The 13,927-nt window shown below is 68.5% G+C and carries 9 protein-coding genes; 4 read left to right on the top strand and 5 right to left on the bottom strand.

Features of this window, described 5'->3' with window-relative positions; translation table 11 throughout:
• Positions 1 to 120 precede the first annotated feature (120 nt).
• Positions 121 to 1,926 carry an ABC transporter ATP-binding protein gene (locus tag FE263_RS09435; RefSeq protein ID WP_138325766.1) on the bottom strand — a complete coding sequence of 602 codons (1,806 nt, stop codon included), beginning with the start codon at positions 1,924 to 1,926 and terminating at the stop codon, positions 121 to 123.
• Positions 1,927 to 2,299: 373 nt separating this feature from the next.
• On the opposite strand from FE263_RS09435, the gene FE263_RS09430 reads away from it, so the two are divergent.
• The 3 genes from FE263_RS09430 to FE263_RS09420 all read left to right on the top strand — a co-directional run bounded on the left by FE263_RS09430 (position 2,300) and on the right by FE263_RS09420 (position 6,275).
• Positions 2,300 to 3,355 carry a glycosyltransferase family 4 protein gene (locus FE263_RS09430; RefSeq protein WP_138325765.1) on the top strand — a complete coding sequence of 352 codons (1,056 nt, stop codon included), beginning with the start codon at positions 2,300 to 2,302 and terminating at the stop codon, positions 3,353 to 3,355.
• A 237-nt stretch (positions 3,356 to 3,592) separates the two neighbouring features.
• A complete protein-coding gene (locus FE263_RS09425) occupies positions 3,593 to 4,999 on the top strand; it encodes an O-antigen ligase family protein (protein WP_138325764.1) in 1,407 nt (468 codons plus the stop codon).
• Between the two features lie 193 nt (positions 5,000 to 5,192).
• Positions 5,193 to 6,275 (top strand): acyltransferase family protein, encoded by a 1,083-nt coding sequence (locus FE263_RS09420; protein ID WP_171034023.1) that lies wholly within the window; start codon positions 5,193 to 5,195, stop codon positions 6,273 to 6,275.
• Positions 6,276 to 6,278: 3 nt separating this feature from the next.
• Here the strand turns inward: FE263_RS09420 and FE263_RS09415 are convergent, their stop codons facing one another.
• Positions 6,279 to 7,667, bottom strand: a complete 1,389-nt coding sequence (locus FE263_RS09415) for an ABC1 kinase family protein (RefSeq protein WP_138325762.1) — start codon at positions 7,665 to 7,667, stop codon at positions 6,279 to 6,281.
• Entirely contained in the window at positions 7,667 to 9,475 is a 1,809-nt protein-coding gene (locus FE263_RS09410; RefSeq protein WP_240759316.1) for a M3 family oligoendopeptidase, read from the bottom strand. Before FE263_RS09410 ends, FE263_RS09415 begins: the two co-directional genes overlap by 1 nt.
• 182 nt (positions 9,476 to 9,657) lie before the next feature.
• On the opposite strand from FE263_RS09410, the gene FE263_RS09405 reads away from it, so the two are divergent.
• Positions 9,658 to 11,142 (top strand): TolC family outer membrane protein, encoded by a 1,485-nt coding sequence (locus tag FE263_RS09405; protein WP_138325760.1) that lies wholly within the window; start codon positions 9,658 to 9,660, stop codon positions 11,140 to 11,142.
• Between the two features lie 11 nt (positions 11,143 to 11,153).
• Here FE263_RS09405 and FE263_RS09400 read toward each other — a convergent pair whose 3' ends face one another.
• Both FE263_RS09400 and FE263_RS09395 read right to left on the bottom strand, forming a co-directional pair.
• Positions 11,154 to 12,281: an AI-2E family transporter gene (locus FE263_RS09400; protein WP_138325759.1), complete on the bottom strand. Its 1,128-nt coding sequence runs from the start codon at positions 12,279 to 12,281 to the stop codon at positions 11,154 to 11,156.
• Positions 12,282 to 12,355: 74 nt separating this feature from the next.
• Positions 12,356 to 13,927 (bottom strand): MFS transporter, encoded by a 1,572-nt coding sequence (locus tag FE263_RS09395; RefSeq protein WP_138325758.1) that lies wholly within the window; start codon positions 13,925 to 13,927, stop codon positions 12,356 to 12,358.

Raw genomic sequence — 13,927 nt, 5'->3', positions numbered from 1 at the left:
GGAACGATGAAATTCATGGAGGACGGTCCGCCTGAAGCACCCCGGGCACCACGCTCGGGCGAGCATCGTTTATTATGATATCAAAACGCTTTCAATCACAAGTCTGTGATGTGTAAACGTTCAGGCGACATCCTCCAGGCTGACGGCCTGCAGTGAAAGCAGGTCGCGATAGGGCCCCTCGATGCGTTCGAGCTGGGCGGGAGAGCCATCCTGCAGCACCCGGCCGGACTGCATCACGATGATGCGGTCGAAGTCGCGCAGGGTGGAGAGCCGGTGCGCTACCGCGATCACCGTGCGGCCGACCATCAGCCGTTCGAGCGCCTCCTGCACCTTCTGCTCGCTCTCGGAATCCAAGGCGCTGGTGGCCTCGTCGAGCAGCAGGATGGGAGCGTTGCGCAGGAACGCGCGTGCAATGGCCAGGCGCTGGCGCTGGCCGCCCGAGAGCTTCACGCCACGATCGCCGACCTCGGTCCTGTAGCCTTCCGGCATGGCCTCGATGAAGTCGCTGCAGCCGGCATTCCCGGCGGCCACCCGCACCTCGTCGTCGGACGCTTCCGGCTTGCCGTAGCGGATGTTCTCCATCACCGAGCGATGGAACAGCGACACATCCTGCGGCACCACCGAGATGACCGAGCGCAGCGCCTCCTCGGTCAGGCTGCGCAGCTCCACGCCGTCGATCAGCAGCCGTCCGCCCTGGATGTAGCGAAGCCGCTGCAGCAGGGCGAGCACGGTGGTCTTGCCGGAACCGGAACGTCCGACCAGGCCGACCCGGGTGCCGCCTTCGACGCGCAGGTTGAAGCCATCCAGGATCGGGCTGCCGCCGGGATAGGCGTAGGTCACGTTGTCGAACACCACCTCGCCGCGCGGCGGCCCGTTGAAGCCGGTGGCATCCGCCTCGTCGGGCATGTCGTGCGGCAGCAGAAGGGTACCGAGCGCCTCCGCAAGGCGGGCCATGTGCTGGATGGTCTCGACCAGCGCCACCGCAAGATCCCGGGTGCCATGCAGGATCATGAACCCCAGCGTGGTCACCATGACCACCTCGCCGACGCTGGCCTTGTGGCTGTGCCAGAGCAGGATCGCCCACACCAGCAGGCCCGCGGTCATGATCGCGGTCAGCAGCGCGTGCACCAGGCGCAGCTTCTCCAGGTAGCGCAGCGAGCGGCCGCGCCAGTCCATCTCGCCCTTCATGCGCTCGCCGAAGCGGCGGCGCTCGCGATGGGTCGCCCCGAAGGCGCGCACCAGCGGCATGTTGTTGATGACGTCGAGCAGCTCGCCATCCACCCGCGCCGCCTCGGTGGCATAGCGATGGTGCAGCGGACGGCCGCCGGCGGCGAGGCTGAACATCAGCCACGAGAGCAGCCCGGCGAGCACCACCAGGACCGCCGCCATCAGCGGACTCACGATGATCATCAGCAGGATTGAGAAGGCGACGTTGAGGCACGGCGGCAGCACGTTCCAGAAGGTCAGGTTCTCGAGCGTGAACATCGCCGTCGCGGTCGCGGAGATACGTCCTGCGAGGGTACCCGGCATGCGGTCGGCGAAGTACGACGGCGCGTGGCCGGTCAGGTGCCGGAACAGGTCGCGCCTGAGGTCGCCGGTGACCGTCACGAAGGCGTAGGTCGAGATCCAGCCGCCGATGCGCCAGGCCATGTTGTCGAAGGCGATCAGCCCGCCGAGCAGCCCGACCGCCCGCCAGACCGGGCCCATCGGGCCGTTCCTGTGCGAGTTCAGGGTATCGACCAGGAAGTTCACCGCGTAGGACGAGCCGACCGCGCAGCCGACCGCCAGGATCACGGAGAGCATGATGGCGATGTGCTGCACCTTGTGGCGCCGCACGTAGCGGAACATGAACGCGAGCGGCTGGCGCGACAGCCGCACCAGGTCGGCGTCCGAGATCGTCGCCGAATGATCGACGGTGGTGGTCATGCCGCAGTCCCCGGGGCAGACGCGGGTCCGCCCCCCTTGATGTTGGACCGAGCCGATCCGCCGGACCGGCTCGCCTTGATGATTGATCGGATCGCCGGGAAGCGTACCGGAGCGCCTGACTGCTGCTCTAGCAGGACCGTCATGGGCTGTAATCCGCAAGTATGCGTCCGGGCCGCTTGTGGTGCCGTTGCGATGCTCTCCGCGGCTCCCCGCCCCCCACGACGCGATCGGCGTCGAATGCAACCCGGATCGTTCCGGGGACTTATTGGAACGCGGCACCGGTATCGAAATTGACGCCATGTTGCCGCGCGACTGCCGCAAGAATGCCTCGATCGGGGCGCTTATCGTGTGTTGACTGACCAGAGGAGCCCACATGCGCATCGCCCAGATCGCCCCACTGCACGAAGCCGTCCCACCGAAGCTGTATGGTGGCACCGAGCGTGTGGTGTCGTTCCTCACCGAGGAACTGGTCAATCTAGGTCATGAAGTCACCCTGTTCGCCAGCGGCGACAGCGTCACCACCGCCGAGCTGCACCCGTCCTGGCCCCGCGCCCTGCGTCTGGACCCGGCGATCCGCGACCCGATCGCACCGCACATGCTGATGATGGAGCACGTCGCCCGCCGGATGGACGATTTCGACGTCCTGCACTTCCACATGGACTACTGGCCGTTCTCGTTCTTCAGCCGGCAGTCCAAGCCGTTCGTCACCACCCTGCACGGCCGCCTGGACCTCCCCGAGTTGCAGCCGGTGTTCAACACCTTCAACAAGGTGCCGGTGGTGTCGATCTCCGACAGCCAGCGCCGGCCGTTGCCGCAGGCGAACTTCGTGCGCACCGTGCTGCACGGCCTGCCGGAGAACCTGCTGACCCCGACCCCGGGCCCGCGCGACTATCTCGCCTTCCTCGGCCGCATCTGCCCCGAGAAGGGTGTCGACAAGGCGATCCGCATCGCGCGCGCCGCGGGCATCAAGCTCAAGATCGCCGCCAAGATAGACAAGGTCGATACCGAGTATTTCGAGCACCACATCCGCCCGCTGCTGGGTGACGGTGTCGAACTGATCGGCGAGATCAACGACAGCCAGAAGTCCGGCTTCCTGTCCGGTGCCTGCGGCCTGCTGATGCCGATCGATTGGCCGGAGCCGTTCGGCCTGGTGATGATCGAGGCGATGGCCTGCGGCACCCCGGTGATCGCGTTCAACCGCGGCTCCGTGCCCGAGGTGATCGAGGATGGCCTGACCGGCCTGATCGTCGAGGACGAGACCAGCGCGATGGCGGCGATCTCCCGGCTGCGCGACCTTGATCCGGCTGCGATTCGCCGGCGCTTCGAGACCCGGTTCACCGCGCGCCGCATGGCCGAGGACTATCTCTCGATCTACCGCCAGCAAGCCAACCTCAACCGCCCGAGCCTGCGCATCGTCGCGGGCGAGTAGCCCTCGCCCCAGAAAGCCGGGCCGCCGATTTCCGTTCCGGTCCGCCATCCCGGCTTGCTATGAGGGCCCCGGCGACGCCACCGCGTCGTCCGGGGCCCGCTTCGCGTCGCCTCGTCTTGCGCCGCCCCGCTCGTCACGATCCTTCCGGGCGCCTGTTCAGGACCTGCCGATGCCCTGGTTGCCCTTACCGACCCTGACCGAGGCCTCCCGCCTCGCCGCCTTCAAGAGCAGCTACGCATGAGCGCGACCCTGTTGCCACGTGCGCTGCGCGACGCCCCCGGGCTCCGGTCGATCGGCCTGCCCTTCATGGTCGGCGCCGCCTTCTTCCTGATCTACATCCTGGCCGCCTACGAGGGCCAGTCGATGATGATCGGGGTCACCGCCCTCAGCCTGCTCGCCTGCATCGCGGTGGTGACGCTGCGGCTGCCGGTCGCCTGCTGCGCGCTCTGGCTGATCATCGTCGGCACCACGCCGGAGATGTGGCTGACCGACATCCTGCCGGGCCAGAACAACCTGATCACCGCCGTGGTCAAGGCGTCCGGCTTCGCCCTCGCCGCCATCTGCATCCTGCGATACGGGCTGATCGCCGACCTGCTGAACCCCGGTTTCGCATTCGTGCTGATGTTCTTCACCGCGGCAGCTCATGGGTTCCATCCGAACCTGAGTACCGGGGACAGCATACGCACCGTGATCGGCTCGGCGGCGCCTTATGCGTTCTCGTTCAGCCGGTTGTCGCGCCGCTGGTGCGATGTGGTCATCGAGACAACGATGTGGGTCCCACTGGCGGTGCTGGCATTCGGCGTCGTCCTGGCCGGCGCCGGTATCCGTCCGCTTTTCGCGCCGGATGAAAGCGGCTCGATCCGCCTGGCGGGATCGACCCACCCGGCGTTCCTGGCCACCCTCGCGATGATGGCGGTCTATGCGTCCCTGGTGGAGCTATACCGCGGCGGCCGCACCAAGCACTCAGCGCTTGTCGGCATCAACTTCCTGATCCTGGTCGGCACCGGATCGCGTTCGCCCCTGTTCTGCGCCGTGATGGTCACCGGCATCACGTTCGTGGCCCTGAAGTCGGAGAACTTCAATCTGCGCAAGCGCGTGGTGCCTTTGCTTGTCTGCCTGTTCGCACTACCGGGCCTGATGATCCTTGCGGTGACGTCCTCGAGCCTCCGCCTCCTCACGGTGCTTTCGAACCACGCCGAGGGCATGAGCGGGCGCGACATGATCTGGCCGTATTTCGAAGCCGCGTGGGATCGCTCACCGATGCTGGGCTGGGGCGTTGGCGCCGGCAAGATGCTGGTGGATCCGGACAGCCTCACCGCCCACCTGCTCGGCACCACGGCGGCCCATAACGAGTATCTCCGTATCGGCGTCGATGGCGGCTATGTCGGCATCGGCCTGGTGGCTGGCTTCATGACGCTGTGGACCTGGTACTGGACACGCGGGCTGCGGAGCACCGACAAGGTGATCCTGCGCCTGGTCATGATCGGGGTCAGCGTCGAGTGCATCACCGACAACATGCTGATCGCCGCCCCCGCCAGCGCGCTGTTCATGTGGGTGTCGACGGTGTTCGCACGCGGGCGCCTGGAGGCGCAGGACGCGACCCGAGGCGCTTCGCTTGATCTCGTGCCGGTGCCGGCCGGCTAGCGCCCGCCGGCTCGATCTGAGCCTGCCCGGTTCTCTGGTCCGCCATCCCGGATCCCAGGGGGCAATCGTGACGGCCAGCGGAGGTATTCCGGCCTCGTATCAATCTGCTTGAATCCGCACATTCGTTTCGGTTGTTCTCCGCGGCGGCCGCCACGACGGCTCAATCTCCCGAAGGGCGCTGTCGATGGAGGGAATGGCTGCACCGGTCGCATATGTCGGACGATACGACCTGCTCGATGCGCTGCGCGGCATCGCGGCCCTGGGCGTGGCATCCTACCAGCTCGGTCGTTGCACCGGCGCCCCGATCTGGATGCCGCACGGCTGGCTGGCGGCCGATTTCTTTTTCCTGCTGAGCGGCTTCGTGCTGGCCCATGCCTATTCGGAACGGCTGCCGGGACTATCGCCCTTCCAGTTCATGCTGTTGCGCGCGAGGCGGCTGCTGCCGCTAAGCATGCTCGGCGTCGTGGCGGGTGCGCTCGCCCGCGTGCTGCGCTGGTGGTCGGATCCCCCCGCCGCCGGTAGTGTCACCCACCTGCTGGGGGCGAATGGATTCAATCTCCTGCTGGTGCCGAACCCGCTTCCGGGCGGTGCGGCCGGCCAGTGGCTGTTTCCCGGCAACGTCGTGCTGTGGTCGCTGACGTTCGAGATCCTGGTCAACCTGCTCTGGGCTACCATCATGATCCGCGCCGGCAGGCTGCTGCTCGGCGGGTTCGTGCTGAGCGCCGCCCTGCTGCTGGCGTCGATCGCCCAACGCCACGGCTCCCTGGACCTGGGATATGACTGGCAGGCAGCCGGTGGCGGCCTTGCCCGCGCGCTGTTCGGCTTTTTCCTGGGCGTGCTGCTCTGGCGGCTGCGTCCCCTCATGGTGCCGTCCCGGACCATGTCGTGGGTCGCCGCGGTGTCCCTTGTCGCGGTCCTGAGCCTGCCAGCCACGCACTGGCAGGTCGACCTGATGATGGTGCTGGTCGCACTTCCGGCGATCCTGTGGCTGTCGATCGGCCTGGAACCGCGACGCCAGCAGCCGATGTTCCGATGGCTCGGCGAGACTTCCTATCCACTCTACGTCATCCACATGCCGATCATGGGCATTGTCGAAACCTGGCTGCGCCATCACCCGGGGTGGCGTGGCAGCCTGTGGGTTGACGCCGTGGTGCCGCCGATCGTGTTGCTCGCCTGGCTCCTGTGCCGGTGCTACGAGCGCCCGATCCGCCGCCTGCTGCAGCGCCGTCACCCGGTCCACCCTCCTCCGACTGCCGTGGCCGTCGCCGGCGACTGACCTTCACACCATGGCGTGCGACTGCGGGATCGGCGGCGGCACATGCGCCTCCGCCAGCGCCGCCGCCTGGCGCTCCGCAAGCTCGGCCTCGTTGAAGTTGTCGATCAGCTCGTGGAACATGCGATACCAGTTCAGCTTCGCATCGAGGCGCAGGAAGGCGCTGCCGAGCCCGACCGCCGATCGGTCGATCAGCACGAACTCGCGCGGCGGCTTGACCCCGCCGGTGCGCTGCAGCCCGGCATGCACCTTCTCGAGCACCGCACGGCCGAAGGTCGGGTCGTTGGATTGCTGGATCGAGCGCACCCGGTCCTGCAGCAGCGGCTCGTAGAGGAACTTCGCCCACTCGTTCAGAACCGCCATCTTCTCCTTGGTGATGTCGGTGAAGCCCCAGGTTTCGTAGGCATGGTGCGCGCGCTCGGTGTCGTCGTGCTGCATCGCCTCGTACAGGTCGATGATGCCGCGCACGAACTTCGGCCGGAATATCCGGATGGCACCGAAATCAAGCAGGTTCAGCCCGTCGTCGGGGCGCACCTGGAAATTGCCCAGATGCGGATCGCCATGGATGATGCCGTAGCGATACAGCGGCCGGTACCAGGCTCCGAACAAGGCGCGGGCGATCTCGTTGCGGCTCTCCTCCGAGGCGTCGCGCTCCAGCCGCTGCCGGAAGCTCTCGCCGTCGAGCCAGCGCATGGTCAGCAGCCGCGACGTCGAGAGCCCGGCCACCGGCTCCGGCACGCTCACCGACGGGAAGTCGCCGAGCATGATCCGGTACAGCCGCAGGTGCGACGCCTCGCGCGCATAATCCAGTTCCTCGCGCAGCCGCTCGGCCAGCTCCTTGTAGATCTCGTCCTGCTGGATGGCATTGTCGATGCGGTGGTAGAGGTTCATCGCCACCCGGAGCTGCCGCAGGTCGGCATCCACCGTGGACGCCATGTCCGGATATTGCAGCTTGCAGGCAACAACGGTGCCGTCCGGCAGCACCCCACGATGCACCTGACCCAGGCTCGCCGCCGCCGCCGCCTCGCGGCCGAAGCTCTTGAACTTGCGCTCCCAGTCCGGCCCGAGCTCCGCCGCCATGCGCCGGCGCACGAACGACCAGCCCATCGCCGGCGCATTGGCCTGCAGCTGCGCGAGCTCGGCGGCGTATTCGGGCGGCAGCGCATCGGGAATGGTGGAGAGCAGCTGCGCCACCTTCATCAGCGGCCCCTTCAGGCCGCCGAGCACCGCACGCAGGTCCTCGGCATGCGCCCCCTTGTTGACGCGAAACCCGAACCGCTCGCCGGCGACGCGGGCGGCGATGCCGCCGACCGCGCCGGAGGTGCGCGCGAGGCGCCTGATTTCCCCGAACACGCTGGACGCGCGGTCGAGGTCGTTCGGCAGCTTGTCGGCCATCACACGCGCTCCAGTTCGTCGATGAAGCCCGCGATCACGTCGAGCCCACGCTGCCAGAACGCCGGATCGGACGCATCGAGCCCGAACGGCGCCAGCAATTCGCGATGACGGCGAGTGCCACCGGCGCGCAGCATGTCGAGATACTTGGCCTGGAAACCGGGATGGCCGTCCGCGAACACGCCGTACAGCGCATTCACCAGGCAATCGCCGAAGGCATAGGCGTAGACGTAGAACGGCGAGTGCACGAAGTGCGGCACGTAGGCCCAGAACACGTCGTATTCCGGCGTGAAGTTGAAGGCCGGCCCGAGGCTCTCGACCTGGACCTGCCGCCAGAGTTCGCCGATGCGTTCGGGCAGCAGCTCGCCCGACCGGCGTTCATCGTGCAGCAGCGTCTCGAAGCGGTAGAACGCGACCTGCCGCACCACCGTGTTCAGCATGTCCTCGACCTTGCCGGCCAGCATCAGCCGGCGCCGGTCGGGGTCGGTCTCGCTGTCGAGCAGCGAGCGGAAGGTCAGCATCTCGCCGAAGACGCTCGCCGTCTCGGCCAGCGTGAGCGGCGTACCCGACATCAGGTAGCCCTGCTCGCCGGCCAGGATCTGGTGCACGCCGTGACCGAGCTCGTGCGCCAGCGTCATCACGTCGCGCGGGCGGCCATGGTAGTTGAGCAGGATGTACGGATGCGCCGAGGGCACCGTCGGATGCGCGAAGGCGCCGCCGGACTTGCCGGGACGCAGGCGGGCATCGATCCACGGCCGGTCGAAGAAGCGCTGCGCGATCGCCCCGATACGCGGATCGAAGCCCTGGTAGGCGCCCAGCACCCGTGCGCGCGCCTCGTCCCACTCGATCACGCGGTTCTCGTCGCCCGGAAGCGGGGCGTTGCGGTCCCAGTGCTCGAGCTTTTCCAGGCCGAGCCACTTCGCCTTCAGCGCGTAGTACCGGTGCGACAGCCGGCCGTAGCTGCCGGTGACGGCCTGCACCAGCGCGTCGACCACCTCGTCCTCGACCATGTTGCCGCGGTTGCGCGAGCTGCCCGGACGCGGATAGCGACGCCAGCCGTCGGTGATCGCCTTGTCCTTGGCGATGGTGTTGGTGATCAGCGAGAACAGCCGGATGTTGGACTGGAACAGTTCGCCGATGGCGCGCCCGGCCTGCTCGCGGACGGTGCGGTCGCGGTCGGCCAGCCGGTTCAGCGCATCGCCGACGGTCAGCCGCTCCTCGCCCACCGGCACCCGCAGCCCCGCCATGGTCTCGTCGAACAGCCGGCTCCAGGCCGAGCGGCCGGTCACCTCCTTTTCGTGCAGCAGCCGTTCCGCCTCGTCCGACAGCTGGTGCGGCCGGAACACGCGCAGGTCGCGCAGGAAGGGCTGCCAGCGGGCCAGGGCCTCGTCCTCCAGCCTGGCATCGTCCAGGCGGTTCAGCTCCAGCGTGAAGAACACCAGGTCGGAGCCGATGCTGGTGATGCGCTCGTTCACCGACTGGCTGAACTTCGCCACCGCGCTGTCGGACGAGTTGCCGGCGAACAGCAGGCCGGCATAGGACGAGGCCCGGCCGAGCCGCTCGTCGATGCGCTCGTAGCCGGCGATCGCCGACGCCAGCGCCGCGGCGTCGTAGCCGGCGAGGCGTCCGGCATGGGTGGCGGCGAAGTCGCGCGCAGCCCTGGCCGCCTCGTCGAGGTCGGCGGCGAGCGCCGGGCTGTCGGTGGATGGGTAGAGATCGGACAGGTCCCATTCCGGCAGGTCGGCAACAGGTTTCTCGTGACCCGGCCGGGCGGCTGGAGCGGTCGCGGCTTCCGTAGCGGACTCGGGCATCTGGGACACTGATCCTGTCATGACTGGTCCTGTATCTATGGCGCGTACCGGCTGCCTCCAAGGCTGACCGGAGAGCAGCCACGCGACCGCGGCGCCAGCACGCGAAACTTTGTGCGTGGCAAGACCCGGCAACGCTTCCGGACACGCAGCATCCGTCCCGCGGTGCTGGTAGAAGCCTTGCCATGTCCGCCCCGAAACCGCGCCTCGCCCAGATCGCCGCCCTTGCCATCCTGCTGGTGAATGCGGCGCCCGTTGCCGCCCAGGTCCGGCCGCAAGACTTCCGGCCGCCGGACGCCCAGCCGGCGGCGGTCCGTCAGCCGATGAGCCTGCTGCAGGCGCTCGACGCCACCTACGACAGCAATCCGAGGCTGCTCGCCGCCCGCTCGCAGCTGCGCCAGGCCGACGAAGGCGTGCCGACGGCGCTCGCCGGCTGGCGGCCGCGGATCTACCTGGAAGGCCAGATCGGTCCGGGTGTGTACCAGAACCGCAGCGACACGCTGCACTATCCCGAGCACCGCGCGCCGCAGGACTACGAGCTGACCCTGACCCAGACGCTGTACGCCAGCGGCCGGGTCAGCGACGCGCTGGCGATCGCCAAGGTGCGGGTGCTGGCGCAGCGGGCGACCCTGGCGGCCAGCGAGCAGCAGGCGTTGCTGCGCGCCGGCAGCGCCTATCTGAATGTGGTGCGCGACCGCGAGATCCTGCGCCTCGACCGCAATCTCGAGGCGGTGCTGGCGCGCACCCTGCGGGCCAACGGCGTCGAGCTTGCGGCGGGCGCGATCACCCAGGCGGATGTCTCGCAATCGGAGGCGCGGCTCGACCGGCAGCGCGCCGCCACCCTCGCCGCCGCCGCCGACGTCACCGGCGCCGAGGCCGCCTTCGAGAACGCCGTCGGTATCGTTCCCGGCGAGGTCACCCTGCCGGCCGCAGGCTTTGCGATGCCGCCGACGGAGACCGAGGCGCTTGGCATGGCGCAGGATGCCAATCCGGAACTGGTGGCGGCGCGCCACATGATGGACGCCAGCCGGCTCGGCATCGACCTCGCGCGCGACCAGTTGCTGCCGGTCGTCACCCTGAACGGCCTGCTCGAGCGGCAGCGGCAGTACGAGTACGAACTCTATTCGCAGAGCGTCAACGTGGCCCAGGCGCTGGTGCAGGTCATCGTGCCGATCTACCAGGGCGGCGCCGCGTTCTCGGCGGTCCGGCAGGCCAAGGAAGGCAACGTGCAGGCACAGGACCTGGTCGACCAGGCCTCGCGTGACGCAACCCAGCTGGTCCGCACCGCATGGGCCAACATGCTGGCCGCCCGCGAGCGGGTGGATGTGGAAGGCCGCGCGACCAGGGCCGACCTTGTCGCCGAACGCGGCCTGGCCGAGCAGCAATCGGTCGGCGCGCGCACCACGGTGGACCTGCTGAACGCCCAGCAGGAGACGCTGTCGAGCCAGGTCGCCGAGATCACCGCGCGCACCGACCTGCTCGCCGCCGAGCTGACCGTGCTCGATGCCACCGGCGGGCTGACCGTGGCCCAGCTCGACGGCACGCATCCGCGCTACGATGCGCTGGCGCACTATCGCGCGGTGCGCTCGAAATGGGTGGGAACGTCGCCGCCGCACCCGGACCGGGTGTGGCCGGTGGCGTCGCCACGACCCGGGGATATCGACAGGTAGCGAGGCGCGGCCTACGCCTCGTCGTGCGCCTCGGTGTCGCCAAGGATCTCCACCACGTAGCCCTCGCGGATCGCCACCATCGCGGCGGCGGCGAGCGGCGTGCCCATGACGATGCCGAGCGGGCCGAGCACCGCGCCGGCGGCGGCCAGCGATAGCAGGGTGAGTGCGGGCGGCAGCTCGACCAGCCGGCGCTGCACCAGCGGCGACAGCACGTAGCCCTCGATGAAATGGCACAGCACGAACACGCCCGCCGCATAGAGGGCGGTGTCGGCGCCCACCGTGGCGGCGACCAGCACTGCCGGGATGCCCGCGAGTGCCGCGCCGAAATACGGCACGAAGGTCATCAGCCCGGCCAGCACGCCGAGCGCCAGCGGCACCGGAACATGCAGCAGGCTCAGGCCGACCGCGGTGGTCACGCCCACCACGACCATGTCGATGAGCTGGCCGAGCAGCCAGCGGCGCAGGATGCGGCCGACCGCGCGCATGATCTCCAGCGCGCGCGGACGATGCCGGATCGCGATCAGGCGCAGCATGCCGCGCTGATAAAGCTCCGGCGAGATCGCTAGATAGAGCGCGGTGATCAGCACCAGGATCAGGTCGGCGAATACGCCCAGCGTCAGGCCGGCCACCTTGAAGGCAGGCGCCGTCACCTGCCCGGCGCTCGGCATGCTGCCCGACATGTGCTGCTTGATGGTGTGGCCCCAGGAGGTGTCGCCGTAGCGCTGCGACAGCGTATCGAACTCGCCGGTCATCTTGCCGATCAGGTCGCTGCCCTGGTGCACCAGGCTCGGGCCGATATACCACAGGCCGCCGCCGAATATCGCCACGATGGACAGGCTGATGACCGCAAGCATCAGTCCGGCCGGCACGTGCAGGATACGCGAGGTGGTGTCGGCGGCACCGCGCAGCGAGCAGCCGAGCAACACGGCGAAGAACAGCAGCAGCACCTCGTGCGAGAACAGGTAGACCACGAACCCGGCGGCGGCAGTCAGCGCCGCCAGTCGCAGGATGCCCATGATCTGCGCCGTCGACACGCTGGACGGGCTGACATCCGCCTCGCGGGTCGCCGGCACCGGCGGCGCCTCGGGCAGGCTTGGATCGGGGCGGCTCGGATCGGGGTGGCGGGTCGCATCCAGCATGTCGCGGGGTTCCAGTCGGTGATCGGGGCTGCAACCACAACGAGCAGGCCATCGATTGGTTCGCGCGTCGGGAGTTACGGCTTCGTCGGCCGGCCGGGTGGGATCATCACCTTGGCGGGCGCTAGGATCAGCGTCAGCGCCAGCGCCACCAGCAGGGCGATGGCCAGCCAGCCCCAGGCATCGGCGTAGGACAGCACCCTCGCCTGCGCCTGCCCCAGGGTCGCCAGCCTGGTAGCCAGCGGATCCGCCTGAACCTGCGCGATGTAATGCTGTACCGGCGGGCGGCCGGGATCGAGGCTGCGCACCACGTTGGCGTTCGAATGCACCCGCTCGCGTACCGTCACGATGGCGGTGACGATGGCGCCGCCCGCCGAGAAGCCGAGCGTGCGGGTCAGGTTGAACATCGCACTCCCGGTCAGCATGTCCTTCGGCTCCAGCACGCCGGTGGTGAGGAAGGCGTTGGTCACCATCACCATCAGCCAGCCGGTTGCCTGCAGGAGCAGGAACGGCAGGTAGTCGTGCCCGGCCCAGGCCGGCGACAGCCAGACACACAGCCAGGAGCCGATGCAGCCCAGCGTCAGGCCGAGGGCGAGCACCGGCCTCGCATCGACGTGGCGCAGCAGGAACGGCAGCATCGAGGCGACGCAGGCGAGCGGGATACCGAGCCAGAGCAGGGTGTTGCCGACCTGCAGCGGACGGAGATAGCGCAGCTGCTCCTGCTCCATCGGGAACAGCATGGACGCGCCGAGCAGGGAGGCGGAGAACACGCCGATCTCGAGCAGGCCGATGGTGAAGTTGGGCTTGCGGAAGGTGGAGAGCGCATAGAGCGCGTCGGGGCGCCACAGCGTGTTGAGCACGAAGCAGACCGCGAACCAGGCGAACAGCACGAACAGCGCGTCGATGAAGCCGGAATCGAACCAGTCCAGCCGCTGGCCCTGGTCGCACGCCACCACCAGCGACGCGGCCGCGGCAGTCAGGCAGAACAGGCCGAAATAGTCCGCCTTGTAGAAGGCGCTCCACTCGATAGGCTTCTTCGGCAGGAAGGTCAGCACCAGGAACAGGGCAACCGGGCCGAGCAGCGGCGCCGAGGACAGCAGCCAGCGCCAGCCGGCGAAATCGACCGCGACGCCGGACAGCGAGAAGCTCGCGGCGACGGGGATCGTCACCACCAAGCCGTACACCGTCAGTGCCTCCGGCTTCCGGTACGGCGGGATGACCTGCAGGATCGCGCCCAGCATCAGCGGCACCGAGCCACCCTCGCCGAACCCCTGCAGCAGGCGCAGCGCGATCACCGTCGCATAGCTCTGGTGCGCCGTGAGGGCGGCGGCGCTCAGCACGGTGACGACGATCAGCACCGCCGCCATGCGGCGCGGCGAGAACACCATGGCAAGCCAGGGCGTCATCGGGATCATCAGCACCTGGCCGAGCGTGTAGGCGGTGGACAGCCACGAGCCGTCGTCGCTGCCCTGCCGGAAGCCGCCGCGCAGGTCGGCCGCCGCCGCCGAGGCCATGCGCTCGTCGATGTAGTACAGGAAGGCGAACAGCACGAGGCCGGCGGTGCCGAGCAGCATGCCGGCGGTGACCGGCGGCGCGTCGTCCGGCGCCGGCTGTTTCTGCGCGGCCAGTTGCCGCAGCAGCGCGCCCAC

The sequence above is a fragment of the Lichenicoccus roseus genome (assembly GCF_005844085.1).
Taxonomy (GTDB): Bacteria; Pseudomonadota; Alphaproteobacteria; order Acetobacterales; family Acetobacteraceae; genus Lichenicoccus; species Lichenicoccus roseus.
This window is presented reverse-complemented; position numbering and strand designations above follow the sequence as displayed.

What these genes read in the sequence shown, in the direction of transcription:
- FE263_RS09435 (WP_138325766.1), bottom strand. Translation starts at nt 1,926, where the DNA reads ATGACCACCACCGTCGATCATTCGGCGACGATCTCGGACGCCGACCTG.
- FE263_RS09430 (WP_138325765.1), top strand. Translation starts at nt 2,300, where the DNA reads ATGCGCATCGCCCAGATCGCCCCACTGCACGAAGCCGTCCCACCGAAG.
- FE263_RS09425 (WP_138325764.1), top strand. Translation starts at nt 3,593, where the DNA reads ATGAGCGCGACCCTGTTGCCACGTGCGCTGCGCGACGCCCCCGGGCTC.
- FE263_RS09420 (WP_171034023.1), top strand. Translation starts at nt 5,193, where the DNA reads ATGGCTGCACCGGTCGCATATGTCGGACGATACGACCTGCTCGATGCG.
- FE263_RS09415 (WP_138325762.1), bottom strand. Translation starts at nt 7,667, where the DNA reads ATGGCCGACAAGCTGCCGAACGACCTCGACCGCGCGTCCAGCGTGTTC.
- FE263_RS09410 (WP_240759316.1), bottom strand. Translation starts at nt 9,475, where the DNA reads ATGCCCGAGTCCGCTACGGAAGCCGCGACCGCTCCAGCCGCCCGGCCG.
- FE263_RS09405 (WP_138325760.1), top strand. Translation starts at nt 9,658, where the DNA reads ATGTCCGCCCCGAAACCGCGCCTCGCCCAGATCGCCGCCCTTGCCATC.
- FE263_RS09400 (WP_138325759.1), bottom strand. Translation starts at nt 12,281, where the DNA reads ATGCTGGATGCGACCCGCCACCCCGATCCGAGCCGCCCCGATCCAAGC.